Source organism: Rheinheimera mangrovi (assembly GCF_003990335.1).
Lineage (GTDB): Bacteria > Pseudomonadota > Gammaproteobacteria > Enterobacterales > Alteromonadaceae > Pararheinheimera > Pararheinheimera mangrovi.
Genome location: NZ_CP034683.1, coordinates 3,568,767 through 3,594,282, shown reverse-complemented (window position 1 = coordinate 3,594,282; position 25,516 = coordinate 3,568,767). Strand labels below are relative to the sequence as shown.

Here is a 25,516-nt window from a genome sequence, read left to right as displayed (position 1 = left end):
CTTAAGTGATTGAGTTGATATGATTTATAGCGGAAAAATAATGCATCAGTGCGTTGAGTGTAGATACTGTTGCAACTGCGCGACTCGCTGTGGGCGGTCAAATAGCTGATACAAAACCTGCCAGTCTGTTAATGCCATCAATGGCAAACCTTGTTGCCAACTGGTGCGTTCCGGCAAAAACTGAAACTGCCGCAGACTGTTGTTTGTGAGCACCTGAATGCCTGCCATCAATTCGATCATCAGACCATTTTTTTCAAAACGGGCAAAGCCAAGGCTGCAATAGCTGGGGTGGGGCGTCACAGGCACAGCTTGTGCGTACTGGCTGAGTAATGCTTTAAAATGCTCAAAGTGTTCGAGAGTACAGACCAGATCCAAATCTCTGGCCTGGGGTTCTATACCGTAACACTGAAGTAAAAAGCTGCCGCCTATAGCCCAGTCTGTATGACCAAGTAGCTGGACCAGTTCTTCGGCGACTTGTCTGATCTCAGTGACTTGCATCGGCGTCTGGAAAAACTTGCTCGACACGGGCGATAAACTGCCCCTTCGCCAGCCGGGTTTTGATCTGTTGACCAGGCTGTAGTGTCGATGCATCAGTGATCACTTGCTGCTGGTCATCAAAGCTGATGCTGTAACCGCGCTCTAAAGTGGCGAGGGGGCTGACGGTATGCAAACGGCTACTTTGCAGTAACCACTGCTGCTGTTTTTGTCTTAGGAGCTGCTGCATGGATTGATGCAACTGGTGCTGGTGCTGGTCCAGCTTTTGTTGCTGCTGTTTAATCCGCACCAGAGGTGTCAGTTGCTGCAATCTATGTTGTAAAAACTGCTGCTGTTGAGCCGCTTTGTCGATCCGTCTGAGCAGGGCATTTTGCAATCGCAGCTGTAATTCATCCAGATACTGCTGTTGCTGTTGTAAACGCCGTGCCGGATCTAGCAAGGTTAAACGATGCACTAAAGCCGTTAAACGGGGTTGTTGCTGCCGTAAATAACTGTGCATTGAACGTTTAAGACGCAGCTCTGCAGCCTGAACCATTTGCAGCTGTTGCTGCTGATCCGGTGACACCAGTTCTGCAGCTGCAGAAGGCGTAGCAGCGCGCACGTCAGCGACAAAGTCAGCTATGGTAAAGTCAATTTCATGACCTACGGCACTGACGGTTGGGATGGGGCAATGCGCTATTAAACGTGCCACCTGTTCGTCATTAAAACACCATAAATCTTCCAGCGATCCGCCACCACGGCCAATCAGCAATACATCCACTTCATTGCGGGAGATAGCTTTTTGGATGGCGTTATATATTTGCGCCGGCGCCTGAGTACCTTGCACTAAACAAGGATAAATAATAACTTCCAGCGCTGGAGCCCGGCGTTTCAGCACTGTGATGATATCGCGAATGGCAGCGCCGGTCGGGGAGGTGACCACCCCAACTTTTTGTACTTTTTTAGGCAGAGGTTTTTTGCGCTCAGGCGCCAATAACCCTTCAGCAGCTAATGTGGCTTTGATTTGTTCGTAGTGTTGCTTTAGTAAACCGTCACCGGCAGGTTCCAGCATATCGGCCAGTAACTGATATTCACCCCTGGGTTCGTACACACTGATACGGGCGCGGATCAGAATTTGTTGACCATTTTTTGGCTGTAGGCTGGCATATCTGTTGCTTTGTTTAAACATCGCCACTTTGACCTGTGCCGCCTGATCTTTTAATGAAAAGTACCAGTGGCCGGAGGAAGCAGCGATAAAATTGGACACTTCGCCCACTAACCACAGCTGACGAAATTGCAGCTCAAGGGTCAGGCGAACTTCAGAGTTTAAGCGGGAGACGGTATAAATATCAGCTTGCGACATAAGGCATTCCTCAACCCCCTTCGTACTTGAAGCCGCAGCTTTGTTGACTGCGTTCTCTCGCCCCAGTCACATAGGTTAACTATGCTCCTGGGGTCTCGAGTACTTGTCGTCGCGCTGCAACTCCAATTACTTTGGGGCTTACTTTGTGGCTAATGTAACACAAAAGCGAAAAATTGATTGTGGCAAGGCGCAAAAGCGGATAAAATTGCGCCGCAACATTCCCCCCTCTTTTTTTAACAGCGAGATTGTTGCAATGCTCAGGATCGTGAAAGAAGCCATTACATTTGACGACGTGTTACTTGTTCCGGCGCACTCCACTGTGTTACCCCATACCGCAGACCTGCGGACTCAATTGACCAGCAAAATTACGTTAAATATACCTATGGTATCAGCGTCTATGGACACTGTGACCGAGGCTCGTTTAGCTATTGCTTTAGCACAGGAAGGCGGTTTAGGTTTTATTCACAAAAATATGACCATCGAAGAGCAGGCAGCCAATGTTCGTAAAGTAAAAAAATACGAAAGTGGTGTCGTCTCTGACCCTGTCACTGTGCGTCCGGAGCAAAGCATCCGCGAAGTGCAGCAACTGGCGGCTCAGCATGGATTCTCTGGTTTCCCTGTAGTTGATGCTGACAATAACCTGGTTGGTATTGTGACAGGTCGTGACCTGAACGTTGAAACCAACCCACAACTGGCTATTTCTTCTGTGATGACGCCAAAAGAGCGTTTAGTCACAGTAAATGAAGCAGGCCCACGTGCTGAAGCTTTGGCTTTAATGCACAAACATCGTATCGAAAAAGTATTAGTGGTCGACAATGACTTTAAACTCAAAGGTCTGATCACAGTACAGGATTACAACAAAGCCGCCAGCAAACCAAACGCCTGTAAAGACGAATTTGGTCGCTTACGTGTTGGCGCAGCTGTGGGCGTAGGCCCAGGCACAGACGAACGTATTGCTGCTTTAGTAGAAGCCGGTGTGGATATTTTATTAATAGATACCTCACATGGCCACTCAGAAGGCGTGTTAGATCGCGTCCGTCAAACCCGTGCTATGTACCCTGACTTACAGATAGTGGCAGGTAACGTCGCCACTGCTGAAGGCGCCAAAGCGCTTGCTTTAGCTGGTGCCAACGCGGTGAAGGTAGGTATAGGCCCTGGTTCCATTTGTACCACCCGTATTGTCACAGGTTGTGGTGTACCACAACTGACAGCTATCTCTGATGCAGTAGATGGTGTACAGGGCATGGACGTTTGTATTATCGCTGACGGCGGTATCCGCTTCTCAGGTGATATCGCCAAAGCTTTAGTGGCTGGCGCACACTGTGTGATGGTGGGGTCTATGTTTGCTGGTACTGAAGAAGCACCGGGTGATGTTGAACTGTATCAGGGCCGTTACTACAAATCCTACCGTGGTATGGGGTCATTAGGTGCTATGGCACAACGTAATGGCTCTTCTGACCGTTACTTCCAGGGCAGCAACAATGCTGAGAAGTTAGTGCCTGAAGGTATCGAAGGCCGTGTGGCGTACAAAGGCCCAATCGGCACTATTATTCACCAGCAAATGGGTGGCCTGCGCTCTTCAATGGGCTTAACAGGTTGCTCAACTATTGCTGAAGTCCGCACCAAGCCGGTCTTTGTCAAAGTAACTTCTGCTGGTATGGGTGAATCGCACGTGCATGATGTGCAAATCACCAAAGAAGCACCAAACTACCGCTTAGGTTAACCGCTTAATCAGAGGCTGGCGTTTTGCCAGCCTCTGTGTTTTATCCATTCGACATTTGTTACTACAAGGTGATTATGAGCAAAAACATTCACTTCCATCGAATTCTGATCCTCGACTTCGGTTCGCAATACACTCAGCTGATCGCCCGTCGTGTGCGTGAAATTGGCGTTTATTGTGAGCTGTGGGCATGGGACGTTACTGCAGAACAAATCGCTGAATTTGCTCCAACCGGTATTATTTTATCTGGTGGTCCTGAAAGTGTGACTGAAGCTGGTTCACCTCGTGCGCCATCTTATGTATTTGAAGCCGGTGTGCCTGTGCTGGGTGTGTGCTACGGCATGCAGACCATGGCTGAACAACTGGGCGGTAAAGTGTCCAGTTCTGATCACCGTGAATTTGGTTATGCTCAGGTTGAACTGATTGCAGAGAATGCCATGTTCACCGGTATTGAAGATCATCTGAACGAACAAGGCCGTGGCTTATTGGATGTCTGGATGAGTCATGGCGATAAAGTAGTGCAAATCCCACAGGGTTTTGTCACTACAGCGCAAACGCCAACTTGCCCTCATGCTGCTATGGCTGATGAAGCCCGTCAGTTCTACGGCGTACAATTCCACCCTGAAGTGACTCACACCCGTCAGGGCCTGCGCATGTTAGAGCAGTTTGTGGTGGATATCTGTGGTTGTGAAAAACTCTGGACTCCGGCCACCATCATTGATGACGCTATTGCCAATATCAAAAAGCAAGTGGGCGATGATCAGGTGATTTTAGGTCTTTCCGGTGGTGTCGACTCTTCAGTGGTTGCGATGTTATTGCACCGTGCTATCGGCAAAAACCTGACCTGTGTCTTCGTCGATAACGGATTATTGCGTTTAAACGAAGGCGCACAAGTGATGGACATGTTCGGCGACCACTTTGGTCTGAACATTATTCATGTTAAAGCTGAAAACCGTTTCCTCGACGCCTTAAAAGGTGTTGCTGAGCCGGAAGCCAAGCGTAAAATCATCGGTCGTGTTTTCGTTGAAGTTTTTGATGAAGAAGCGAAAAAACTGACGAACGCTAAATGGTTAGCCCAGGGCACTATTTACCCTGACGTGATTGAATCTGCGGCTTCTAAAACCGGTAAAGCTCATGTAATTAAGTCGCATCACAATGTCGGCGGTTTACCTGCTGATATGAAAATGGGCTTGGTCGAGCCACTGCGTGAACTCTTTAAAGATGAAGTACGCAAAGTAGGTTTAGCTTTAGGTTTGCCATACGACATGCTGTACCGTCACCCTTTCCCAGGCCCGGGTTTAGGTGTGCGTGTATTAGGTGAAGTGAAAAAAGAATACTGCGATTTATTACGCAAAGCCGACGCGATTTTCATCGAAGAGCTGCGTAATTCAGGCTGGTATGACAAAGTTAGTCAGGCTTTTACCGTGTTCCTGCCAGTGAAATCTGTAGGCGTGATGGGCGACGGTCGTAAATACGACTGGGTGGTGTCTATTCGTGCTGTAGAGACGATCGACTTTATGACGGCACACTGGGCGCATCTGCCTTATGAGCTGTTAGGTACAATCTCGAACCGCATTATTAATGAAGTGAATGGTATTTCCCGCGTGGTGTACGACATTTCCGGTAAGCCACCAGCAACTATTGAGTGGGAATAATTTATCTTGCGCGTATGACTCTGGACGGGTGGGGACAAGCCCCACCCCTACATTACTTTGGATAGAAAAAAAGGGCAGATTTAATCTGCCCCTTTTGTTTTCTACAGCTTATTAATTTCGTGTTTCAGCTGATAGGACTTATCTGTCACTATAGTCTCTAAAGTGGCAACCCGTTGTTTCAGCTGTTCAATTTGCTGACGAAGCTCATCTCTGCTGGCTGAGGATTGTTGCAACTTAATTTTAGTTTTATTGTGGTTTTCATAAAACGCATAGGCAAAAGCGCCTAAGACTGCGATAAAGCCTACGTCAAATACACCCATGATCATCCCTCTGTATAGATTGAAAACTTTACTGGTTAAGCAATAGCTATACCATAACCACTATTTGATTCATTATCAAAGCGTTAGCTATTTTGTTGTCAGTTGATTTGTAACAAAATAACTAAAAGATAGTCAAAATCTTAACCAGAGCTGGTAAAATTAGCCAGATTCAGCAGCACTATAAGAGGCCAAGGTGACAGCAGCAGACGACGATTTACACTGGATGCAGTATGCCTTGCAACTGGCCGATAAAGCTGAACAAAGTGGCGAAATTCCGGTAGGTGCTGTGCTGATCAAAGACGGTATGGTGCTGGGGGAGGGCTGGAATCAGTCGATCCAACTGAACGACCCTTCTGCTCATGCTGAAATGATGGCTATCCGGCAGGCTGCGGCAAAAGTCGGCAATTACCGTCTGATAGACTGCACTTTATATGTCACTTTAGAGCCTTGTGCTATGTGCGCAGGTCTTTTAGTGCACAGCAGAGTAAAACGACTGGTATTTGGCGCTAAAGATGCAAAAACCGGTGCTGCTGGCTCTGTGCTGGATATAGTGCGGCATCCGGTGTTGAATCATCAGTTAGATGTACTGGATGGTCCTTTGGCGCAGCAATGCGCAGACAAACTCTCTGAATTTTTCCGCCGTCGCAGAGCAGAACAAAAGGCATTAAAACAGCAGGAAAAACAGCAGAGTGTTGAGGAAGGGCAGTTTAAGCGATAGCTTCGGTGGCGCTGGCTAAATCCTGAATAGACTGAAAAGAGCGGCGGCGTCTGTTTAACTTTAACATCGTCATATTGCGGCTGACCCGTCTTCTGCCGGATGCAACATCCATTAATCGCCGTTTGCGCAGCATTTTAGGTTTTTTACGTTTTAACATTCATTGACTCCAAATTATTTTCGCTAATATAAAAGCTTAGCTGCGCAGTTACAAGATTAAGACTGCTTATACCCGTCGCCCTTTAAGCTGCAACTTTGTTGACTGCGCCATCTCACCCCAGTCACATAGGTTTACTATGCTCCTGGGGGGGCACTGGCTTGTCGCCTCGCCGCAACTTCAAGTTACTTGGATAGAGGAGTGCTGATGTTCCCTGACTTTTCTGTTGAATTTACCGCTTTATCGCCGAATTGCTCGTTAAGCCTCTGTTTTTGCTGATCTAACCTTTGTTCGGTTTTTCTCTTTTCATCGACCCATAACAGCGTATCGTAGAAACGACGGACGTTTTCAACATAATAGACGGCCTGAGCGCCACGGGCGTAACCCAGCCTGGTATTCTGGTAGTAACGTTTTTGTTGCAGCAAAGGCAGGCGCTGTTTTACTTCATGCCATTTGTCCGGATTGGCACCATCCCGTTCAGTCAGCACACGAGCACTCTCAACATGACCCCAGCCAATGTTATAAGCAGCAATAGCAAACCAAAGCCGATCCGGCATCTGAATACGCTCAGGTATACGTTCAACCATGCGCTGCAGGTATTTTGCTCCACCTCTGATACTTTGGGCCGGGTCCAGCCTGCTGCTGACACCCATAGTCTGTGCTGTACTGACGGTCAGCATCATCATACCAACCACACCAGTGGAACTGCGGGCGTCAGGTCGCCAGTTTGATTCCTGATAACCAATAGCCGCCAGTAAACGCCAGTCAAAGTTACCGGCATATTTCTCAAATAACGGCTGATAACGGGGCAAATCTTTTTCAATCGCCTTGATGTAGTCCAGAGTCGCGACGTAATCGAAGCGGCGGATATGGCCAAAGTATTTATCTTCAAGGCTCAACAAATCTCCGGACTGATAATTCTGGCCAAAAAACTCGATTAACACAGCCCAAAATGAATCATCGGCTTTGTTATTAAGCAGCCAGGCCACTGGTTGTTGTTCTTTCACTTTAAAGGCGACTGTTAAGTTAGGAAAGAAGCGTTGATTCACCGCCAGTAAGTTTGAGTCAACCAGCGTATAAGGGATTTTGCCATCTTCGACTTGTTGCAGTAACTCATCCGCATCTTCAGATTCAGTTTCCTGCCACTGCAATTGTGGATAGTCTTTTTGCACCAGGCTTAAGGTTTCTGCCAGCGAACTGTCTTTTGGCACCAGCACAGGCTCTTTGATATCTTTAAAGCTATTGGGTTTTGCCTGACCTTTACGGTAGACCAATACTTCGTTACGCCATAAATAAGCTGGTGCTATACGGTATTTCTGTTTCCGGCTTTCAGTGACAGCTAAACCACCTGCTATGTAGTCAACCTGACCAGAATCTAATTTTTGTAATAGCTCTTCACGTTGATAACTGGGAAATAACTCCAGTTCAACGCCTAACTTTTCTGCTAATGCAACTGACAGTTCATAGTCGTAGCCTGTTGGGCCATCAGCGCCTACATAGTAGCTGGTAGGGCTGTTTAAAATGCCAACACGAATGCTATCTCTTTGATAAATTTCATGAAGCTGAACAGGCTCCTGTACCGGAGTACAAGAAACTACTGCTGTTAATACAGCTCCTAGAATTCCAAATCGAATCATTCGGTTGTGCCTTGAATATGCGAGAGCGCCATTTATACCAAAATTCCTGCTGGTCGTCAGATCTTATTCATACCATTGCAGACGTTTTTTCTTTATAATGCGGCGCCTGATTTTGGGTTCCATTGTCGCTCAACCAACGGAAAAAAAACCTATGTTGATCCTGCGTGGTGCACCTGCACTGTCCGAGTTTAGAGTTCAGAAGTTCATCGATCTTTGTGTTAAAGCTAATTTGCCTGTGAATGGTGTTTATGCCGAATTTATGCATTTTGCTGATTTAAGCAGCGAACTGTCGGCTGAACAACAGACCACCTTAAGCAAGTTGCTGACTTACGGACCTACTATCGTCAGCCACACTCCAGAAGGTTTATTGCTGGTGGTGACACCACGCCCTGGCACTATTTCTCCATGGTCGTCCAAAGCGACTGATATTGCCAAAAACTGTGGCCTGAGTCAGGTGAAACGTTTAGAACGTGGTGTGGCTTATTATATCCAGACTACTGCTACCTTGACTGAAGCACAGTTGCAGCAGTTAAAGGGCTTAGTACACGACCGCATGATGGAAGTGGTATTCAGCGAGTTTGAACAAGCTGCTGCCTTATTTCATAAAGCTGAGCCTGCGCCTTTAAGCTCGGTCGACATAATCTCCGGCGGCCGTGAAGCTTTAGTCAAAGCCAATATCGAGATGGGTCTGGCATTAGCTGAAGATGAAATAGATTATCTGGTAACGAATTTTAATCAGTTGGGCCGCAACCCAAATGATATTGAGCTTTATATGTTTGCGCAGGCCAACTCTGAGCACTGCCGTCATAAAATTTTTAACGCCGACTGGACTATAGACGGTGAACAACAGCCGAAGTCGCTGTTTAAAATGATCAAAAATACCTTTGAGAAAACGCCGGATCATGTGTTGTCGGCTTATAAAGACAATGCCGCTGTCATGACAGGTTCAAAAGCTGGTCGTTTTTTCCCGTCTGCTGATACCCAGGAATATGGCTACAACCATGAAGATATTCATGTGTTAATGAAAGTGGAAACTCACAACCACCCAACAGCTATTTCTCCATTCCCAGGTGCCGCTACTGGTTCAGGTGGTGAAATCCGCGACGAAGGTGCCACAGGTGTAGGTGCCAAGCCAAAAGCTGGCTTATCAGGTTTCTCTGTATCTAACTTACGGATCCCGGGTTTTGAACAGCCATGGGAAACTGACTTTGGTAAACCAGACCGTATAGTCACTGCTTTAGACATCATGACAGAAGGTCCATTAGGTGGTGCTGCCTTTAACAACGAATTTGGTCGCCCGAATATTCTGGGTTACTTCCGTACTTACGAAGAAAAAGTGCCAAGCCACAATGGCGAGGAAGTTCGTGGTTACCACAAACCTATTATGATTGCCGGTGGTATGGGCAATATCCGTGCTGAGCACGTACAAAAAGGCCAAATGCCTGTTGGCGCCAAGTTAGTGGTGCTGGGTGGCCCGGCGATGAACATAGGTTTAGGTGGTGGTGCTGCGTCTTCTATGGCTTCAGGCCAGTCGGCTGAAGATTTAGATTTTGCTTCGGTACAACGTGAAAACCCTGAAATTGAACGTCGTTGTCAGGAAGTGATAGACCGCTGCTGGCAGCTGGGCGATGCCAACCCTATTTGTTTTATCCATGACGTAGGTGCCGGTGGTTTATCTAACGCCTTCCCTGAGCTGGTCAACGATGGTGGTGTGGGTGGTAAGTTCGAATTACGTAACGTGCCTAACGACGAGCCAGGTATGTCGCCACTGGAAATCTGGTGTAACGAATCACAAGAACGTTATGTGATGGCGATCCCAGCTGACAAAATGGCTGTGTTTGAAGAGATTTGTAAGCGCGAACGTGCACCTTATGCTGTAGTGGGTGAAGCCACAGCTGAACACCACCTGACCCTGTCAGACCAGCATTTTGGTAATACGCCTATTGATTTGCCACTGAACGTGCTGCTGGGCAAAGCGCCTAAAATGCACCGTGATGTCAAATCTCAGGTGACAGAAGGTAAAGCCTTAGATCTGAATGGCGTGACAGTGGCCGATGCAGCTGAGCGTTTGTTACGTTTACCTACTATTGCTGAAAAAACCTTCCTGATCACCATAGGTGACCGCACAGTCACTGGTTTAGTGGCCCGTGATCAGATGGTGGGTCCATGGCAGGTGCCGGTAGCGAACTGTGGTGTGACCGCTGCATCCTACGATACCTATCATGGCGAAGCCATGTCGATGGGTGAACGTACCCCTGTTGCTTTATTAGACTTCGCCGCTTCTGCCCGTTTGGCTGTTGCTGAATCTATTACCAATATTGCAGCCACTCAGATTGGTGATATTAAACATATCAAACTGTCGGCTAACTGGATGTCGGCAGCTGGTCACCCAGGTGAAGATGCAGGTTTGTATCAGGCTGTTAAGGCCATAGGCGAAGAGTTATGTCCTGCTATGGGTTTAACTATCCCTGTAGGTAAAGACTCCATGTCGATGAAAACCAGCTGGCAACAGGATGGTGAACAGAAGACAGTGACCTCACCTTTATCCTTGATTATCACAGCTTTTGCCCGTGTTGAAGATGTTCGCCGCACTGTGACACCACAGCTGCGCACGGACAAAGGCGCAAGCAGCCTGATCCTGTTGGATTTAGGCCAGGGTGCCAACCGTTTAGGCGCCTCATGTTTAGCTCAGGTGTATAAGCAGTTAGGCCAAACAGCGCCAGATCTGGAAAGCCCGGAATTACTGATGAACTTCTATCAGGCTGTGCAGGCTTTAGTGGCCCAGCAGAAGTTACTGGCCTACCATGACCGTTCAGACGGTGGTTTATTTGTCACGCTGGCGGAAATGGCCTTTGCCGGTAAAGCCGGTATCAAAGTTGATATTGCGAGCTTAGGCGCAGATAACCTGGCCGTGCTGTTTAGCGAAGAGTTAGGTGCAGTACTGCAGGTCGCAAACAGTGATTTACCTGTAGTACAGGCGATTTTAGCTCAGCATAATTTATCTGCTGTGGCACATTTATTAGGTGAAGTGACGACGGACGATCAAATTCAGATCAGCCGCGGCGATCAGCTGGTGTACAGCAACAGCCGTACCACTTTACGTACCATTTGGGCTGAAACGACCTATCAGATGCAACTGATGCGTGATAACCCTGAAGGGGCTCGTCAGGAATTTGTAGCTAAAGCAGACGTCACAGATCCAGGCTTAAACGCAAAATTAAGCTTTGATTTGAACGAAGATGTAGCAGCGCCTTATATCCTTAAAGGTGTACAACCAAAAGTCGCTATTCTGCGTGAGCAGGGCGTAAACTCTCATGTTGAGATGGCTGCTGCCTACAACAGAGCAGGCTTTAATGCAGTTGACGTGCATATGAGCGACATTTTGTCTGGTCGTCGTTCTTTAGCTGAATTTAACGGCTTAGTGGCGTGCGGTGGTTTCTCTTACGGTGACGTGTTAGGTGCTGGTGAAGGCTGGGCGAAGTCTGTGCTGTTTAACGACAAAGCCCGTGCTGAATTTGCCGCGTTTTTTGAGCGTGAAAGCACTTTTAGCTTAGGGGTCTGTAACGGTTGTCAGATGATGTCGAATCTGAAGAGCCTGATCCCTGGTGCTGATTTATGGCCACGTTTCGTCCGCAACAAGTCTGAACGTTTCGAAGCCCGTTTCAGCCTGGTCGAAGTACAGGAAAGCGCCTCTTTATTCTTTAAAGGCATGGCAGGTTCCCGTATGCCTATCGCAGTGTCGCATGGCGAAGGTCATGCAGAGTTTGCTTCACAAGCAGCACTGCAAGCCGCGGATCAAAGTGGCACAGTGGCGTTACGTTTTGTCGACAACTACGGCAATGTGACGACTCAATACCCGTCGAATCCAAACGGATCACCACTGGGTATCACTTCGTTAACCACAACGGACGGTCGTGTCACTATCATGATGCCTCACCCAGAGCGTGTGTTCCGTACTGTGGCAAACAGCTGGTACCCGGATGAGTGGCAGGAAGACAGTCCGTGGATGCGGATGTTCCGCAACGCCAGGGTCTGGTTAGGCTAATAGTGAAAAAATGATAACAACAAGACCTGCTTCGGCAGGTCTTGTTTTTGCGGCCATCCTTGTCGCTCACCTTTCAGGCCACCACTTCGCATTGTTGTTTTATGTAACAGAAGGTTTAAATAAGTATTTCATTTTTACTGTATGTGCAATTTTTTTCATTTTGGCTCTTGATCCTACTCCTGTTTTTTTACACACTAGTTGTATCTCTTTTATCACCCGCACAAACGAGACTGCCGACATGAAGTCGGTGAAACCTGAAGGATAAGGTATGCAAGTAGCTGTGAGTTCTGTACATCCTGATAATAAAGAATGGTTGTCACATGTAAAAATTGGCCAGCGTTTTGATTTGGAGTTATTGGATCAACGCAAAAGCCGGTGTAACTGCGAACTTGTGGGTTATAAAGCGGGTAAATATGTGCTGTTCAGGGTTGATGATGATACCTTACCTGACCGCTTTTTCATTAATGGTTTGGCTGTGGTCTGTCGTTTTTTAGTTGAAGATTCAGTAGGTGAATGTTTCGCTTTTAAATCTGAACTACAGCAACTGATGCGTTTTCCTGACAAACTGGTAGTAGTCAGTTTCCCTGTGATGATACAGCGTCGGGCGTTGCGTAATGAACGCCGTAACAGTATTTTTATTCCTGCGTCGGTGAGGCTCAATCTGGAAGTTGTGCAGAGTGCCCGCAGTTTTCAAGGCTACGTGATTGACGTATCCAGTGGGGGCTGTCGTTTTTTATTTGACCCTTCTCCTCAGGGCAACAAAGTCAATATGGCTCCTATAGTTCTGCATATTCAATGTGAAAAAGTAGGAATTAATCAGCAAATTAAGGGCGAAGTACGTAACTCCAGGCTGGAAGAACGCGGGTTATCTATTGGTATTCAGTTTAACTTGCCGCAACTGTATTTAGAGAAACTGGCCGTTGCTTCCTGAACCAGTCCTTCAGGTTGCCACTGTCAGAAGGACTGGTTAGTTGCTGTTTGCTTTTAGAACGAATAACGGGCGCCAATCATCCAAACATAAGGATCGATACTGACATCAACAGACTGAATGCTGGTGTTATTCACCAGTACGCGGCCAGTGGTATCTATATCCATTTTACTTAGCATCAGATGTGCGCTCCAGCTATCCGCCAGCTTCACATTAACACCAGCCTGCATGGCCAATCCCCAGGAGTCTTTTAATTTAAGCTCTACCTTGTCATTTGCATCAGTCACATTCAGTGCCTGCAAGGTACTGATTAACTCGCCTGACACTTCTTCTTTAAAGAAGTTAGTGTAATTCAGACCTAAACCAATAAAAGGGTCAAATCTGCTGTCACCCAAATCAAAATGGTACTGAGCTAATAAAGTGGGAGGTAAATGTTTGGTACTGCCTAATGGCAAGCCGTCGATGGCTGAACCTTTTACCTGAACATCATGGCTAAAAGGTGTTGCCGCTATCAGCTCCAGGGTCCAGTTTTTATTCAATTGGTAGTCGATAGTAATGCCCAACTGGGTATTGTTATTAACAGACACTTCAGTGGAATTAGCAGGTAAACCAGCGACAGTCTCAACAACATTCAGGTGACCACTGGAGTCTTGTGGAGCTACAGAAATAGCACCGACATTTACAGACCAGTTAGCCAGAGCTGGAGCGGCAGAGGCGGCTAACAACAGAGAGAGGATTGTTTTATAACTTGTGTTCATCAGAATGATCCTTGGCTTAAGAAACTGGCGTCATTCTGCGCTTTTGGTGTAGTGAAACTTTGCCCCAGATCAATACTTGTTATAAGCCTGTACTGTCTTTAAGGTTTTTATTGATGTAAAACAAACATATGACAGAATCAAAAATGAAAAGAGAGCCTGAACACTCAGGCTCTATGGCGATATCAGGCAATATAGCGTGCTTTTTTATTGTCTTTCAGCATTGTCATATCAACCAGCACTAAACCGTCGACACAGTCGGCAAAGTCAGGGTCGACGCCAAAGGCCAAAAAGCGCACACCACCAGGTTCGGTCAGTTCACTGTATTGCTTATACAAAGTGGGAATACTAACGCCCATATTGGCCAGTAAGTGCTTTAGCTGCACAAAGTCCTGACTGTAGTTATCACCGCTAAAATGCTGCTGCAGCTGGCTTAAGGTATCCATAGGTAATTCATAAGGAATATTAGGCACAGCGCTTTGTTCCGGGCAGCGGAAATACAGGCTGTAGAAATACACCATCAGATCCCGTGCGGCCTTAGGGTAGCTGTTGGATAAACTGACACCACCAAATAAATAACGGATCTCCGGATTTTGTTTTAAGTATGCTCCTATGCCATACCATAAATAATCCAGACTACGTTTGCCCCAATAACGAGGTTGTACAAAGCTACGGCCAAGCTCCAGGCCTTGATCTAAATAAGGTGTCATCGCAAGGTTAAACTGGAATAAAGATGCTGTATACAAGCCTGAAAGGCCCTTGTCCGCCATCACTTTAGCTGTGTTGGCAAAACGGTATGCACCTACTATTTCTAAGTCGTCTTTGTCCCATAAAATCAGTTGTTCGTAGTAGCTGTCGTACTGATCAATATCACGGCGCTGACCGCTGCCTTCGCCTACAGCTCTAAAGGCGATTTCCCGTAAACGACCAATTTCACGCAGCACAGGTGAACTTTGCTGATACTGGTATAAATAAATCTGTTTGCCATCGCTGGTTTGGCCGAGCAAAGGGCAAGCTTCCACCGCTTTTTTTAATAAAATACGATCTTCAGGATGGGCTATAGCAGTTTGAGTTTTAAACAGCGGCGACTTATCTTTGGCAAGACGATACAGATGTTTTTTAAACAGCTTTACTTTCGCCTGCGTTTCCACAGCCAGATGAGCAAAGCTGTCGTAAGGAATTTGTTCACCAATCCGCATCGCGATGTTTTTATGCTTCTGATTAAACATTTCCTGCACCAGCAACATAGTGGCCAGTGGTTTGTAAATCATTGAGGCGCCATAAAACATCGCAGAGTTACGACCATCAATATAAATCGGCAGAATAGGTGCTTTAGCATTCATCGCAAAACGTAAAAAACCGCCATGCCATTTGCCGTCGCGAATACCATTTGGTTTTAAACGTGATACTTCACCGGCTGGAAACAAAATCAGCGCGCCTTCTGCGGCTAAATGGTCACTGATGCGATCGATACGGCTGCGCTCAGTGCCACCGCTCATATTATTCACTGGTAATAATAAGGAGTGCAGAGGTTCAACCGCCATTAGTAGTTGGTTAGCTATGACTTTCACGTCGGGTCGGATATCCCGCACAAGTTTAATTAAAGCTAAACCATCTAAAGAACCTATAGGGTGGTTGGCGATAATCACCACCCGGCCAGTGCTTGGGATCCGCTCCACTTCGTTGTCACGCACCGCATAGGCGAAGTTAAAGTAATCCAGTACTTGCTCAACGAATTCAATCCCTTGCAAGTGAGGGTAACGTTTGGCGAAGGCAACAAATTCTTGTTCATGCAGCAGATGGCGTAAGGCGCCTTTGACCGGTTTGGCTAACCAGGGTTTTTGTTCGAGTTTTGGCAGATGCGTTTGCATCATTTGGTCAACACTGATCATAGCTTTATCTCTGTAAGACCCATTATCTATTGCAGAGAGTAGGGGGTTAACATGACAAAAATGCGTCAGATTTATGGCTTTTTGTAGAAGTTTTAGCCTGCTCAGGCCACTTTGCTCTGAGCAGGTTGCTCTTCGCTAAGCACGGTCATCGGCATAGCAGCCAGCGTATGGCTTTGTTCTGTCCAATGGTACAGCGTTAGTGAACCGTCTTGTTGTTCTATCAGGGCTGTGCAGTTATCAATCCAGTCGCCATCGTTGCAGTAAATAATGCCATCCTGCAGGCTGATTTCCGGATGATGGATATGACCACAGACCACACCATCAAAACCTGAACGTTTGGCTTTTGCCACTGCCGCATCCCGGTAGCGGGCAATGGCCTGCTGAGCCCCTGGTACTTTGCTTTTGATAAAGGCAGCTAAACTGAAATAACGTCCACCTAAAGCTCGGCGGATGCGGTTGCTCCAGCGATTTAAAAACAACAATAAGTCATACAGATTGTCACCCAGCCAGGCGTGAAAACGGCCAAAATTCACTTCTTTATCAAATTCGTCGCCGTGTAACAGCAGCAGCTTTTTGCCTAAAGCTGTGGTATGGCAACCACGTAATTGCAATTTGATGGTACCAAACTGACGACCTGCCCAGTGGCGGAATTCTTCATCATGGTTTCCTGGAATATAAATCACTTCAGTACCCTGATCAGCTTTGGCCAGCAGGCTTTGGATCACGGCATTTTGTTCCGGGCTCCAGCACACTTGTTTTTGCATAGCCCATAAGTCGAGGATATCGCCCAGCAGGTAAATAGTGTCGGCTTTGGTTTGATTGAGGAAGTTCAGCAGATAGGTGGCCTGACAATCTTTATTTCCTAAATGAATGTCAGACAAGAAGATGGTTCGACAATGCAGCATACAAAGCTCCTGCGAATTGTTGGCCTTGGTTCTTCAGGCTCGGGTAGAATGAAGTTTGCCCATGTCAGAGATATGACGAAAACTTGAAACTTTGGTGAACTGATGTCTATAGCCCTGGTGATCCCCGATCGTAAGTTAGATACGTTAGTTGAAAAATTAAGTGCCTTATTGCCTGGAGTTTTAATCCAAGAATGGCCGGATTACAGCGCACCTGAACAGGTGCAGATGGCTGTGATCTGGAAACAACCCCATGGTTCGTTGTCGGCGTTAAGTAATTTAAAAAGCCTGCAGTCTTTTGGAGCTGGTGTGGATAGTATTGTGTCGGATCCTACTTTACCTGACTTGCCTTTAAGCCGCATTGTCGATCCGGCGCTAGCATCTTCTATGGTGAATTACCTGGCTGGTATAGTGCTGCATTACCAGCTGCGGCTGGATGTATTTCAGCGTCAGCAGCAACAGCAGTTGTGGAAACCAAAAAGTCCGCGCTCGATTCAACAGATTTGTGTGCTGGGTTTAGGTGAGCTGGGGCAGGCGGCGGCTCACTATTTTGTGAACCAGGGTTATCAGGTCAGTGGCTGGTCGCGCAGTTTAAAACAGCTGAAGGCAATGAAGTGCTACGCCGGTGAAGCTGGTTTTAAAGAGGCAGTCTCTACTGCAGATCTGGTGATTTGTTTATTGCCTCTGACACCTGATACCAACAACTTTTTAAATACTGAGCGTCTTAGTGCTTTTAAACAGGGCGCAATTCTCGTTAACGTAGCCCGTGGTGCCATAGTGGATGATCATGCTTTATTAGCGGCTTTAGACTCTGGCCAGTTACAGGCTGCTTGTCTGGATGTATTCCGTAAAGAGCCTTTGCCTGCCTCCGATCCTTATTGGCAGCATCCGGCTGTATTGGTGACTCCGCATTGCTCTGCGGTCACCAATGTAGATACTGCTATTCATCAGATTGTTGAAAACTATCAACGTACGTTAAATGGGCTACCTTTAAAGCATCTGGTCAACAGGGAAAGAGGCTACTGATGGATAGTTTTATTATTGAAAAGTACGGTCACGTTGCACTGTTACAACTGACAGCAGCAGAAAAACGTAATCTGCTAACACCTGATATTGCATTACAGATTGCGGCAGCAGTGCATCAACTAAGTCTGGATAATGAACTCAAAGTGTTGTGTGTGATGGGTACAGAGCGGGCTTTTTGTGCCGGTGCTGATCTGGAAGTATTACAACATGCGGCAGATGGCGATGGCACAGAACTCAAGCAGCTGTATCAGGCTTTTAGTCAGGTTGCAGATTCGCCACTGCTCACCATAGCTTTAGTCAATGGTCCTGCGGTCGGGGCAGGTATGAATCTGGCGATGGTCTGTGATATTCGTTTAGCCAGCAAAGAAGCTTGGTTTGACAGTCGTTTTTTCCAACTGGCTTTGCATCCGGGCGGAGGACATGGTTGGTTATTGCCACAATTGATCGGCTGGCAACAAGCCATGGCCATGTTGTTTTGTGGTGAAAAGTTGAGCGCTGATCAGGCCTGGCAATATGGTTTAGTCAAAGAAGTGTTGGCGGCGGATCAATTATTACCGCGAGCTTTGGCTATGACTGCAGATTTGGCTACAGTTCCTACCGCTTTGGTGCGGCAAACCAAAAGTTCTATGCGTCAATTATTGCATTGTAAAGAGCATAGTCAGGCTGTGGAATTTGAATACCAGCAACAATTTTATAGTCTGCAACAGGACGCTGCCCGTCAGGCTATTGCCGCTTTACAGCATAAACTCGCCACGAAAAGCTAAAGTTCACCACAAAAAACTTAAAAGCGGGGATTACTTTTCGTCTCTGCTTGTCTCTTTATCAGAAAATTGACTGTAAATGATTGTAAATCTTGTAACTAAACAACAAGTTGTCTACACTGGTTTTGGATTGTTCAAGATCCACAAAAAAGCAAGAACAATAACAATATTTTTTAGTCTGAGGTTTTTTGTATGCGTAAAGCGTCCAGTCGCGGTTTTGGCTTTACTGCAATCGCCATTTTGGTGTTATTAATGGCATTGTCGGCTTTTTTAACAAAGGCTGAAGCTACACAAGTGACTCATAGTTCACAAGGACAGCAGTCGATCGAAGGATTGAACTGATCAAAGGCCCCCACTTTGTGGGGGTTTTTGTTATTTCTTCTGATGCCGTTCGCGGTTTTCCCGTTTTTGTTCTGCATTTTTCTGCAATAACACATAACTGGCTGCATAACCGCCATGAGGTTTTAGCGCGGTATGGCAGGCTAATACTTCTGGTATTTGTGGTAACCATTTGAAACAGTAGCTTTTCAGAATAGCCGGATGAGGTTTGCTGTCACGCCCCATACCATGGTGGATCAGTAAAGTCCGGATACCACGTTGATGACAATCTGCTATAAAACCGTATAAAGCCGCACGGGCTTCAATCAGAGTTTTACCTAGCAGATTCAGGGTCGCATCCATTTGGTATTTACCCAGACGCAGATTCTTGTAGACACCGTCCTGTACACCATCTTTTTTATAAGCAATCACATCGTCAGGAGCAACCAGGTCAACGTATTCCATACTCAGATAGTTTGGATCGTATTCCATTTCCTGTTCTGCGGCCTTACGACGCGCCAGTTGGGCCAGACTCGGATTATGTTCGCCATTGGGGTCGGCCAGAGCATCGGCATTTAAGCGTTTTACTCCAGCCATTTCCTGTAAAAATAAGTCCAGATCTTCGTCATGCATTATTACTACTCCGCCTTAAGCTGACCGGGAATTGCCCTATTATATACCCGTCTTATTTGAAGTCGCAGCGCTTTGAGGAGCGTTTTTGACTCTGTCCAGCCAGTCGCTTTAGTTTTATCAAAGGTATTCAATTGCCTGGAACTAAAGTTAATATAAATGCACTTTTTGGCAACAAAAAATTAACCATGTACTATGCTTAAACTCACTTTCATTATTGCAAGGAAGGCTTCATGATCCCCGAACGGCTTTATGAAACTTTACCTTATCTCTATGTTGTCAGTGGCTCACAAACCCTGTTGTGGTTACCGCATTGGACTGCTGCTTTATCTGGCGTTGTATTGATTTTTGTCGGGGCTGTTGTGTGGGTGATCCGCACAGACAAGCGCCGCAGTCCCTATGGTATTAAATTTAAAGAGCAGGGCTCCTTGCCATTCTGGTGTTATGAATTGCAGCCTTTTATTTATTTGACCAGCGGAGCTTTGCTATTTAACTACGCCGACAGCTTTTTATTGTATCCGTCGGCGATGATTTTATTCGTGCTTGGCATACAGCTCTGGTTATGCAGGATTTGTTGGCGCAGCCATTCTTGAATGCAAAGCTCTGTATTAGGGTTGTGATGAGTACCAGAAGATCGCGGCAGCAATCAAGCCTTGTTGTTTACGTAGGCGGTATTTCGCACACTGCTCATTGCTTTGGCCTTCAAAGCACAAATATAAACTTTGCTCTTCTTCTGCCAACACTGCGCGTTGATTGGTATCGAGAATGACACCAGGCTTGCCAAACCAGCCCGGCATATAGACACTTTGAGTGGTCAATCCTGCGCTTTGGTATTCAATTAGCTGGGGTTTAGGAGCCAAAATAAAAGTAACTAACAGTATTATGCTGATACCAGCCCATACTTTGAAATTTTTGGCAGTTGAAGTATTCCTTTGTTCTTCAGTGGTGAGTCCTGTTGCTGATCGCGTAACGGCACGCACAGCCGGAGTTGCCGCGTTTATCGTCTGAGTTTGAGTGAGTGGCTTTTTGTTGCCTGCTTTTTTTAATAGTTTTTGTTTGTCGGCCTCGCTTAAAAGCGAGGCCTTTTTGATTTGTTTGGCCATTAGTGACGTAAGTTAACTGTACTGTTGGCAACAGTTTCGGTCATGATGAGCCAAGCTTGCAAGTTTTGTTTTAAGGAATCAGGGTCTATTTTGTCCAGCGTGTCGTTTGGAGTATGGTGATAATCAAAATAGTCTGTGCCATCCTGTGATAAAGCTACAACTGGTACACCTGCCTGAGCCAATACAGAAACATCTGGCCCGCCGTAGGTGGTATTGCCACCTAAAGCAATATTCAAATGCGCCAGTTTTTGTTGTAACTCTTTGGCAAAAGGCAAGGCGTTGTCACCAAACCGACTTTCAATTTGCCAGATCCGGCCAGCACCAAAATCAGATTCTGCTGCTAATACATGTTTGGCTAAATCTTGATGATGTTTGGCTGCGTAAGCCCGGGCTCCTAACAATCCACCTTCTTCATTGCCATAAAGCACAACACGAATAGTGCGTTTAGGTCTGGCTTTTTGCTTAATTAAGGCGCCTGTAGCCATAGCTAAAGCAACGCCTGCACCATCATCTAATGCACCAGTGCCCTGATCCCAGGAATCCAGGTGGCCACTGATCAACACAATTTCTTCTGGTTTCTCTGTACCTGTCATTTCTGCTATCACATTATGGCTGGTGGCAGTTTGCAGCTGGTTCTCCATCTGTAGTTTTAATTCTACTTTGGGCGATCGTTCCAGCATTTTCGCCAGATTTTGTGCATCAGGTACGGAAATGGCCACAGCAGGAATTTTCGTGATGCTATCGTCGTATTTCATAGTGCCGGTATGAGCAAATCTGTTATTGCTGGTGCCTACTGAACGAATCACTATAGCGACAGCGCCTAATTTAGCTGCCTCAACTGCACCGCGGGAACGGGCTGCGACCACCTGACCATAAAAAGAACCGGATTTATCTTTAGCCATGGGTTTGTTGATAAAAACAATTTTACCTTTGACTGAGGCTGCATCGGCTTTTTCTAAAGCTTCAATGCTGTCAAACATTACAACAGAGGCGGTAATGCCTGTTGCTGGTGTTCCAACAGAACCACCTAAGGAGGTTAATACAAAAGGCTGAGCGAAAGGAGAAACCACTGCCAGGCTTGCTTGACCGCGGGTCCAGCCTGGCATGTCAAATTCTTCAGTCCAGACTTTGTCATAACCAAGCTGCTTTAAATTAGTCACGGCCCATTGAACCGCACGGCGGTCTGCTTCGCTACCTGCAATGCGCGGACCCACTTCAACTGTTAAAGACTCCACCAGTTTATAGGCTAAATCCTGATCCAAAGTAACCGGAGTGGTAGCAGCCCATGCTGCCGGAGCGAATAAAGCGCCCGAAATGATTTTTTGCCAAAGCTTCATCTGTGATATGCACCCTGTATTGTAATAGTGCCGCCAATGTAGCACGCCACTATTGAGGCTCATCTTCAGATTGCGACAAAAAGCTAAAGCCGGGAGTCAGTTGCGAGTCTGGATCATGTTGTTCTTCACTTTTTGCAGCATAGCTCTGTCGTAGCGCTTCTATGAGTCAGGTACAGCCTGAAATACGACAGATGAGAATAGATCGTATTGTTTCAATCACCTGCCCAGCGGCATAATGCTTTTTTTTATCTGTAAGAAGCAACAAAATGAAATTGGAAGAAATGCTGAAGAATTCGGCGCAGGCAGCCAAGCTGCTGAAGGCGGTTTCCAATGAACGCCGCTTGCTGATTTTATGCTATTTGCTGGAGTCTGAGTTATCAGTCACAGAGATGAACGATAAGCTAGGTTTAAGCCAGTCGGCTTTGTCTCAGCACTTAGCTGTGCTCAGACGGCAAAAACTGGTAAAAACCCGCAAAGAAGCTCAAACCGTGTTTTATCGTATCCATAGTGAAGAAGCTGTAGCTTTGATTGGACTGCTGCATAAACTCTATTGTGAGAAGAAATAAAAAACTGGCTGAGGCTTTAGCTGGCCCGAAGGGGGAGCGTCAAGGACGACGGCGAATACAAAATTGTCAGGAGCAATTTTGAACAACGCAACGCGTTGGCCCGAAGGGGGAGCGTCAAGGACGACGGCGAATAAAAAAACCACCTTGCGGTGGTTTTTTTATTGCACTGTCACAATAAGCTGCTGCGAACAACAGCGTACTGAGATTAAGCAGCTTTAGTAGCTAAAGCTTTAACGTGTGCATTTAAGCGTGACTTATGACGGGCAGCTTTGTTCTTATGGATCAGACCTTTGTCTGCCATACGATCCAAAATTGGAACCATCTTTTTGAACGCTTCTTGTGAAGCAGCCAGATCAGCAGTTAACACTGCAGCGTATGTTTTCTTCATGAAAGTACGCATCATTGAGCGCTGACTTGCGTTTTGCTGACGACGCTTTTCTGATTGAATAGCGCGCTTCTTAGCAGACTTGATGTTAGCCAAGGTAACACTCCTAAAAACTAAACCGGGACCTTTAAAGGCCGCATAATATGCCTATTTTGTAGGCCCTTGTCAAATGGTTTCCTTGACAGATTACAGAATAAAATTAGCCCTTCGCTGGTAATCCACTCTGACTCGGGTGAAAATAGCAGAAATGTCGTTGCAGGAGCAGTCTGTGTCAGGAAAATTATTAAAATCGGGCATGATCGTAAGCTTTATGACCCTTATTTCACGGGTACTTGGCTTAGTCCGTGATGTGATTGTGGCCAATGTGCTTGGCGCTGGTGCTATGGCCGACGTATTTTTTATGGCCAATCGTATTCCTAATTTTTTACGACGTTTATTTGCTGAAGGGGCTTTTTCACAAGCTTTTGTGCCTGTACTGGCTGAAGTAAAAGAAAAACATGGCGACGATTCGGTGCGGGAGCTAATTGCCAAAGCTGCAGGGACTTTAGGTTTAATTGTCACTGGCGTCACTTTAGTGGCAGTGATTGGCTCGCCTGTGCTGATGATGTTATTTGGTGCCGGCTGGTTTAGTGCCTATTTAGACGGCGCACCAGAAGGCGATAAATACCTACAAGCCAGTTTCCTGCTAAAAATTACTTTTCCATATTTGTGGTTTATCACCTTTGTCGCTTTATCTGGTGCTGTGCTCAATACCTATAACAAGTTCGCAGTCGCGGCTTTTACGCCAGTATTTTTAAATATTGCCATGATAGGGGCTGCGATATATCTGGCACCGCAAATGCAAAATCCGGCTGAAGCCATTGCCTGGGGGGTATTTTTAGGTGGTTTAATTCAGTTTTTATTCCAGTTGCCTTTTTTAGCCAAAGCCGGATTGTTGGTGATGCCACGCTGGGGCTGGAATGATCCAAACGTGACAAAAATCCGCACTTTAATGATCCCTGCTTTATTTGGTGTGTCGGTTAGTCAGATTAACTTATTACTGGATGCCATTATCGCGTCCTTTTTGGTCACAGGTGCGGTGAGTTGGTTGTATTACTCTGACCGCCTGCTGGAGTTTCCTTTAGGTTTATTTGGTATCGCCATTGCAACCGTGATTTTGCCTGGCTTGTCACGTCATTACGCATCCGCCAGCGAAGAAGCCTTTAAATACACGCTGGATTGGGCTGTACGTTTTATTTGTTTATTCGGTATTCCGTCGATGATGGGTTTAATAGTGTTGGCAGAACCTATTATTGCGTCTGTCTTTATGCGTGGTGAATTCACTGCTGATGATGTGGTGAAAACCTCGTATAGCCTGATTGCTTACAACACAGGCCTGGTGGCACTGATGCTGATTAAAGTGCTGGCACCGGCCTTTTATGCACGACAGGACATTAAAACTCCGGTGCGTATCGCCATTATTGCTATGGTGGCCAATATGGGCTTTAACCTGATGCTGGCACCTTTTTTAAGTTATGTTGGCCTGGCCTTAGCCACAGCTTTATCCGGTACTTTAAATGCCTATTTGCTGTATCGCGGCTTGAAGCAACGCGATATCTATAGTTTCAGTAGTAAAACCTGTAGGTTTATTGCGAAGGCTTTTATCGCCGCAGCTGTGATGGCAGGCTGTATTTTTTATGTGATGCCAGATCTGACAGGTTGGATAGCCTTAGGTTTGTCAGGCCAGGTAGTGCATCTGTTGGCCTATTTTGCTTTTGCTATTGTGGCCTACTTTGTTTTACTTTTTGCCTTTGGTGTTCGTTTGAACGATTTTAAACGCCAGACAAATGCTGAAAGCAAATGATTATGCGGTTATAATCGGGCACTTTCGCAAGCAGCAGAGTAAGAATACCGAATGGAGTTAATTCGCGGCTTACATACAATACACCCCAGACATCAGGGCTGCGTCTTAACTATTGGCAATTTTGATGGTGTGCATCTGGGGCATCAGGCAGTACTTACGCAATTAAAAGCCATTGCGGCAGAGTTGAATTTACCTGCAGTGGTGATGGTGTTTGAACCCCAGCCACTGGAGTTATTTAACCCTGAAGGTGCTCCTGCGCGTTTATGCCGTTTTCGGGAAAAATACCATTGGTTGGCGCAACAAGGTGTGGACCGTATGCTCTGCGTGCCTTTTACCCGAGACTTTGCCAGTCAGCAGCCAGAGCAGTTTATTCAGGATTTATTGCTGAACAAGCTGGGTGTAAAGCATCTGATAGTCGGTGACGATTTTTGTTTTGGAAAAAATCGGGCCGGTAACTTTGCCTTGTTACAACAGGCCGCAGCGAAACATGGTTTTGGTTTGGGCAGCACCGCCAGCCTGAAGCAAAATGATCAACGGGTCAGCAGTACCCTGATCAGGCAAGCGCTGGAGCAGGATCGTTTAGATCTGGCGGCCCAAATGTTAGGCCGGCCATTTTCATTGATGGGGCGGGTACGGCATGGTCAGAAAGTAGGGCGCCAGTTGGGTTTTCCAACGGCCAATGTTTGGCTTTATCGCAAAAATTTACCTGTGCATGGTGTCTATGCTATTGAAGCTGTGACCCAAATGGGCCGTTATCATGGCGTTGCCAATATAGGTTCCAGGCCGACGCTGCAGGGTAAAAAAGAGCAGCTTGAAGCTCATTTTTTTGATTTTAACGGCGACTTATACGGCCAGCAGATTGAAGTGATTTTAAAAAAGAAAATCAGGCCGGAGCGTCGTTTTGATGGCCTTGCGCAATTACAGCAACAAATTGCATTAGATGCGCAGCAGGCGCGCGATTATTTTGCTTTGCCACCCGCTTAA

24 protein-coding genes are annotated in these 25,516 nt (G+C 46.4%); 12 read left to right on the top strand and 12 right to left on the bottom strand.

Annotated features, from left to right (window positions below):
• Nucleotides 1-45: 45 nt before the first annotated feature.
• Nucleotides 46-498: a hypothetical protein gene (locus EK374_RS16320; protein WP_127025609.1), complete on the bottom strand. Its 453-nt coding sequence runs from the start codon at nucleotides 496-498 to the stop codon at nucleotides 46-48.
• Nucleotides 485-1,837, bottom strand: coding sequence for an exodeoxyribonuclease VII large subunit (xseA, locus tag EK374_RS16315; protein WP_127025608.1), 1,353 nt, complete (start codon nucleotides 1,835-1,837; stop codon nucleotides 485-487). Before xseA ends, EK374_RS16320 begins: the two co-directional genes overlap by 14 nt.
• Before the next feature lie 253 nt (nucleotides 1,838-2,090).
• Here xseA and guaB point away from each other — a divergent pair, with 253 nt between their 5' ends.
• The gene (gene guaB, locus EK374_RS16310; protein ID WP_127025607.1) at nucleotides 2,091-3,560 is read left to right on the top strand and encodes an IMP dehydrogenase; all 1,470 of its coding nucleotides are present in this window, start codon (nucleotides 2,091-2,093) and stop codon (nucleotides 3,558-3,560) included.
• Between the two features lie 74 nt (nucleotides 3,561-3,634).
• Nucleotides 3,635-5,212 (top strand): glutamine-hydrolyzing GMP synthase, encoded by a 1,578-nt coding sequence (gene guaA / locus EK374_RS16305; protein ID WP_127025606.1) that lies wholly within the window; start codon nucleotides 3,635-3,637, stop codon nucleotides 5,210-5,212.
• A gap of 101 nt (nucleotides 5,213-5,313) precedes the next feature.
• Here guaA and EK374_RS16300 read toward each other — a convergent pair whose 3' ends face one another.
• Nucleotides 5,314-5,532: a hypothetical protein gene (locus EK374_RS16300; RefSeq protein ID WP_127025605.1), complete on the bottom strand. Its 219-nt coding sequence runs from the start codon at nucleotides 5,530-5,532 to the stop codon at nucleotides 5,314-5,316.
• A gap of 193 nt (nucleotides 5,533-5,725) precedes the next feature.
• Here EK374_RS16300 and tadA point away from each other — a divergent pair, with 193 nt between their 5' ends.
• Nucleotides 5,726-6,250, top strand: a complete 525-nt coding sequence (gene tadA / locus EK374_RS16295) for a tRNA adenosine(34) deaminase TadA (protein ID WP_127025604.1) — start codon at nucleotides 5,726-5,728, stop codon at nucleotides 6,248-6,250.
• Here the strand turns inward: tadA and EK374_RS20710 are convergent.
• Entirely contained in the window at nucleotides 6,240-6,407 is a 168-nt protein-coding gene (locus EK374_RS20710; protein WP_164731900.1) for a hypothetical protein, read from the bottom strand. The genes tadA and EK374_RS20710 overlap by 11 nt on opposite strands.
• A gap of 182 nt (nucleotides 6,408-6,589) precedes the next feature.
• On the bottom strand, nucleotides 6,590-8,041 hold the full coding sequence (mltF, locus tag EK374_RS16290) for a membrane-bound lytic murein transglycosylase MltF (RefSeq protein ID WP_127025603.1): 1,452 nt from the start codon (nucleotides 8,039-8,041) through the stop codon (nucleotides 6,590-6,592).
• A gap of 151 nt (nucleotides 8,042-8,192) precedes the next feature.
• Between mltF and purL the strand changes: the two genes are divergently transcribed.
• Nucleotides 8,193-12,086 carry a phosphoribosylformylglycinamidine synthase gene (gene purL, locus EK374_RS16285; protein ID WP_127025602.1) on the top strand — a complete coding sequence of 1,298 codons (3,894 nt, stop codon included), beginning with the start codon at nucleotides 8,193-8,195 and terminating at the stop codon, nucleotides 12,084-12,086.
• Between the two features lie 268 nt (nucleotides 12,087-12,354).
• Nucleotides 12,355-13,017, top strand: a complete 663-nt coding sequence (locus EK374_RS16280; protein ID WP_127025601.1) for a PilZ domain-containing protein — start codon at nucleotides 12,355-12,357, stop codon at nucleotides 13,015-13,017.
• Nucleotides 13,018-13,070: 53 nt separating this feature from the next.
• On the opposite strand, the gene EK374_RS16275 is transcribed toward EK374_RS16280, so the two are convergent.
• The 3 genes from EK374_RS16275 to EK374_RS16265 all read right to left on the bottom strand — a co-directional run bounded on the left by EK374_RS16275 (nucleotide 13,071) and on the right by EK374_RS16265 (nucleotide 16,566).
• Nucleotides 13,071-13,772 (bottom strand): OmpW/AlkL family protein, encoded by a 702-nt coding sequence (locus EK374_RS16275; protein WP_127025600.1) that lies wholly within the window; start codon nucleotides 13,770-13,772, stop codon nucleotides 13,071-13,073.
• Nucleotides 13,773-13,954: 182 nt separating this feature from the next.
• The gene (locus tag EK374_RS16270) at nucleotides 13,955-15,661 is read right to left on the bottom strand and encodes a GNAT family N-acyltransferase (RefSeq protein ID WP_127025599.1); all 1,707 of its coding nucleotides are present in this window, start codon (nucleotides 15,659-15,661) and stop codon (nucleotides 13,955-13,957) included.
• A gap of 101 nt (nucleotides 15,662-15,762) precedes the next feature.
• Nucleotides 15,763-16,566, bottom strand: coding sequence for a UDP-2,3-diacylglucosamine diphosphatase (locus EK374_RS16265; protein WP_127025598.1), 804 nt, complete (start codon nucleotides 16,564-16,566; stop codon nucleotides 15,763-15,765).
• Between the two features lie 102 nt (nucleotides 16,567-16,668).
• On the opposite strand from EK374_RS16265, the gene EK374_RS16260 reads away from it, so the two are divergent.
• The 3 genes from EK374_RS16260 (at nucleotide 16,669) to EK374_RS20705 (ending at nucleotide 18,692) form a co-directional block, all read left to right on the top strand.
• Nucleotides 16,669-17,589: a 2-hydroxyacid dehydrogenase gene (locus EK374_RS16260; RefSeq protein WP_127025597.1), complete on the top strand. Its 921-nt coding sequence runs from the start codon at nucleotides 16,669-16,671 to the stop codon at nucleotides 17,587-17,589.
• Nucleotides 17,589-18,353: an enoyl-CoA hydratase-related protein gene (locus EK374_RS16255; RefSeq protein ID WP_127025596.1), complete on the top strand. Its 765-nt coding sequence runs from the start codon at nucleotides 17,589-17,591 to the stop codon at nucleotides 18,351-18,353. Before EK374_RS16260 ends, EK374_RS16255 begins: the two co-directional genes overlap by 1 nt.
• A 189-nt stretch (nucleotides 18,354-18,542) precedes the next feature.
• The gene (locus EK374_RS20705) at nucleotides 18,543-18,692 is read left to right on the top strand and encodes a hypothetical protein (protein ID WP_164731899.1); all 150 of its coding nucleotides are present in this window, start codon (nucleotides 18,543-18,545) and stop codon (nucleotides 18,690-18,692) included.
• A 30-nt stretch (nucleotides 18,693-18,722) separates the two neighbouring features.
• On the opposite strand, the gene smrA is transcribed toward EK374_RS20705, so the two are convergent.
• Nucleotides 18,723-19,301, bottom strand: a complete 579-nt coding sequence (gene smrA, locus EK374_RS16250; RefSeq protein ID WP_127025595.1) for a DNA endonuclease SmrA — start codon at nucleotides 19,299-19,301, stop codon at nucleotides 18,723-18,725.
• Nucleotides 19,302-19,531: 230 nt separating this feature from the next.
• Here smrA and EK374_RS16245 point away from each other — a divergent pair, with 230 nt between their 5' ends.
• Nucleotides 19,532-19,891, top strand: coding sequence for a hypothetical protein (locus EK374_RS16245; RefSeq protein ID WP_127025594.1), 360 nt, complete (start codon nucleotides 19,532-19,534; stop codon nucleotides 19,889-19,891).
• A 15-nt stretch (nucleotides 19,892-19,906) separates the two neighbouring features.
• Here the strand turns inward: EK374_RS16245 and EK374_RS16240 are convergent, their stop codons facing one another.
• Nucleotides 19,907-20,401, bottom strand: coding sequence for a hypothetical protein (locus EK374_RS16240; protein ID WP_127025593.1), 495 nt, complete (start codon nucleotides 20,399-20,401; stop codon nucleotides 19,907-19,909).
• Nucleotides 20,401-21,738: a M20/M25/M40 family metallo-hydrolase gene (locus tag EK374_RS16235; RefSeq protein ID WP_127025592.1), complete on the bottom strand. Its 1,338-nt coding sequence runs from the start codon at nucleotides 21,736-21,738 to the stop codon at nucleotides 20,401-20,403. The genes EK374_RS16240 and EK374_RS16235 overlap by 1 nt, the downstream gene beginning before the upstream one ends.
• Before the next feature lie 266 nt (nucleotides 21,739-22,004).
• On the opposite strand from EK374_RS16235, the gene EK374_RS16230 reads away from it, so the two are divergent.
• Complete coding sequence (locus tag EK374_RS16230) at nucleotides 22,005-22,304, top strand: ArsR/SmtB family transcription factor (RefSeq protein ID WP_053425924.1); 300 nt, start codon at nucleotides 22,005-22,007, stop codon at nucleotides 22,302-22,304.
• Nucleotides 22,305-22,509: 205 nt separating this feature from the next.
• Here the strand turns inward: EK374_RS16230 and rpsT are convergent, their stop codons facing one another.
• Nucleotides 22,510-22,785, bottom strand: coding sequence for a 30S ribosomal protein S20 (gene rpsT / locus EK374_RS16225; RefSeq protein ID WP_008900529.1), 276 nt, complete (start codon nucleotides 22,783-22,785; stop codon nucleotides 22,510-22,512).
• 172 nt (nucleotides 22,786-22,957) lie between these two features.
• Between rpsT and murJ the strand changes: the two genes are divergently transcribed.
• Together murJ and ribF are read left to right on the top strand one after the other, a co-directional pair.
• Complete coding sequence (gene murJ, locus EK374_RS16220; protein WP_127025591.1) at nucleotides 22,958-24,532, top strand: murein biosynthesis integral membrane protein MurJ; 1,575 nt, start codon at nucleotides 22,958-22,960, stop codon at nucleotides 24,530-24,532.
• Between the two features lie 51 nt (nucleotides 24,533-24,583).
• Nucleotides 24,584-25,516: a bifunctional riboflavin kinase/FAD synthetase gene (gene ribF / locus EK374_RS16215; RefSeq protein ID WP_127025590.1), complete on the top strand. Its 933-nt coding sequence runs from the start codon at nucleotides 24,584-24,586 to the stop codon at nucleotides 25,514-25,516.

Bases quoted from the DNA above. Each gene is read 5' to 3' on its own strand.
- EK374_RS16320 (WP_127025609.1), bottom strand. From the start codon at position 498: ATGCAAGTCACTGAGATCAGACAAGTCGCCGAAGAACTGGTCCAGCTA.
- xseA (WP_127025608.1), bottom strand. From the start codon at position 1,837: ATGTCGCAAGCTGATATTTATACCGTCTCCCGCTTAAACTCTGAAGTT.
- guaB (WP_127025607.1), top strand. From the start codon at position 2,091: ATGCTCAGGATCGTGAAAGAAGCCATTACATTTGACGACGTGTTACTT.
- guaA (WP_127025606.1), top strand. From the start codon at position 3,635: ATGAGCAAAAACATTCACTTCCATCGAATTCTGATCCTCGACTTCGGT.
- EK374_RS16300 (WP_127025605.1), bottom strand. From the start codon at position 5,532: ATGGGTGTATTTGACGTAGGCTTTATCGCAGTCTTAGGCGCTTTTGCC.
- EK374_RS20710 (WP_164731900.1), bottom strand. From the start codon at position 6,407: ATGTTAAAACGTAAAAAACCTAAAATGCTGCGCAAACGGCGATTAATG.
- mltF (WP_127025603.1), bottom strand. From the start codon at position 8,041: ATGATTCGATTTGGAATTCTAGGAGCTGTATTAACAGCAGTAGTTTCT.
- purL (WP_127025602.1), top strand. From the start codon at position 8,193: ATGTTGATCCTGCGTGGTGCACCTGCACTGTCCGAGTTTAGAGTTCAG.
- EK374_RS16280 (WP_127025601.1), top strand. From the start codon at position 12,355: ATGCAAGTAGCTGTGAGTTCTGTACATCCTGATAATAAAGAATGGTTG.
- EK374_RS16275 (WP_127025600.1), bottom strand. From the start codon at position 13,772: ATGAACACAAGTTATAAAACAATCCTCTCTCTGTTGTTAGCCGCCTCT.
- EK374_RS16270 (WP_127025599.1), bottom strand. From the start codon at position 15,661: ATGATCAGTGTTGACCAAATGATGCAAACGCATCTGCCAAAACTCGAA.
- EK374_RS16265 (WP_127025598.1), bottom strand. From the start codon at position 16,566: ATGCTGCATTGTCGAACCATCTTCTTGTCTGACATTCATTTAGGAAAT.
- EK374_RS16260 (WP_127025597.1), top strand. From the start codon at position 16,669: ATGTCTATAGCCCTGGTGATCCCCGATCGTAAGTTAGATACGTTAGTT.
- EK374_RS16255 (WP_127025596.1), top strand. From the start codon at position 17,589: ATGGATAGTTTTATTATTGAAAAGTACGGTCACGTTGCACTGTTACAA.
- EK374_RS20705 (WP_164731899.1), top strand. From the start codon at position 18,543: ATGCGTAAAGCGTCCAGTCGCGGTTTTGGCTTTACTGCAATCGCCATT.
- smrA (WP_127025595.1), bottom strand. From the start codon at position 19,301: ATGCATGACGAAGATCTGGACTTATTTTTACAGGAAATGGCTGGAGTA.
- EK374_RS16245 (WP_127025594.1), top strand. From the start codon at position 19,532: ATGATCCCCGAACGGCTTTATGAAACTTTACCTTATCTCTATGTTGTC.
- EK374_RS16240 (WP_127025593.1), bottom strand. From the start codon at position 20,401: ATGGCCAAACAAATCAAAAAGGCCTCGCTTTTAAGCGAGGCCGACAAA.
- EK374_RS16235 (WP_127025592.1), bottom strand. From the start codon at position 21,738: ATGAAGCTTTGGCAAAAAATCATTTCGGGCGCTTTATTCGCTCCGGCA.
- EK374_RS16230 (WP_053425924.1), top strand. From the start codon at position 22,005: ATGAAATTGGAAGAAATGCTGAAGAATTCGGCGCAGGCAGCCAAGCTG.
- ribF (WP_127025590.1), top strand. From the start codon at position 24,584: ATGGAGTTAATTCGCGGCTTACATACAATACACCCCAGACATCAGGGC.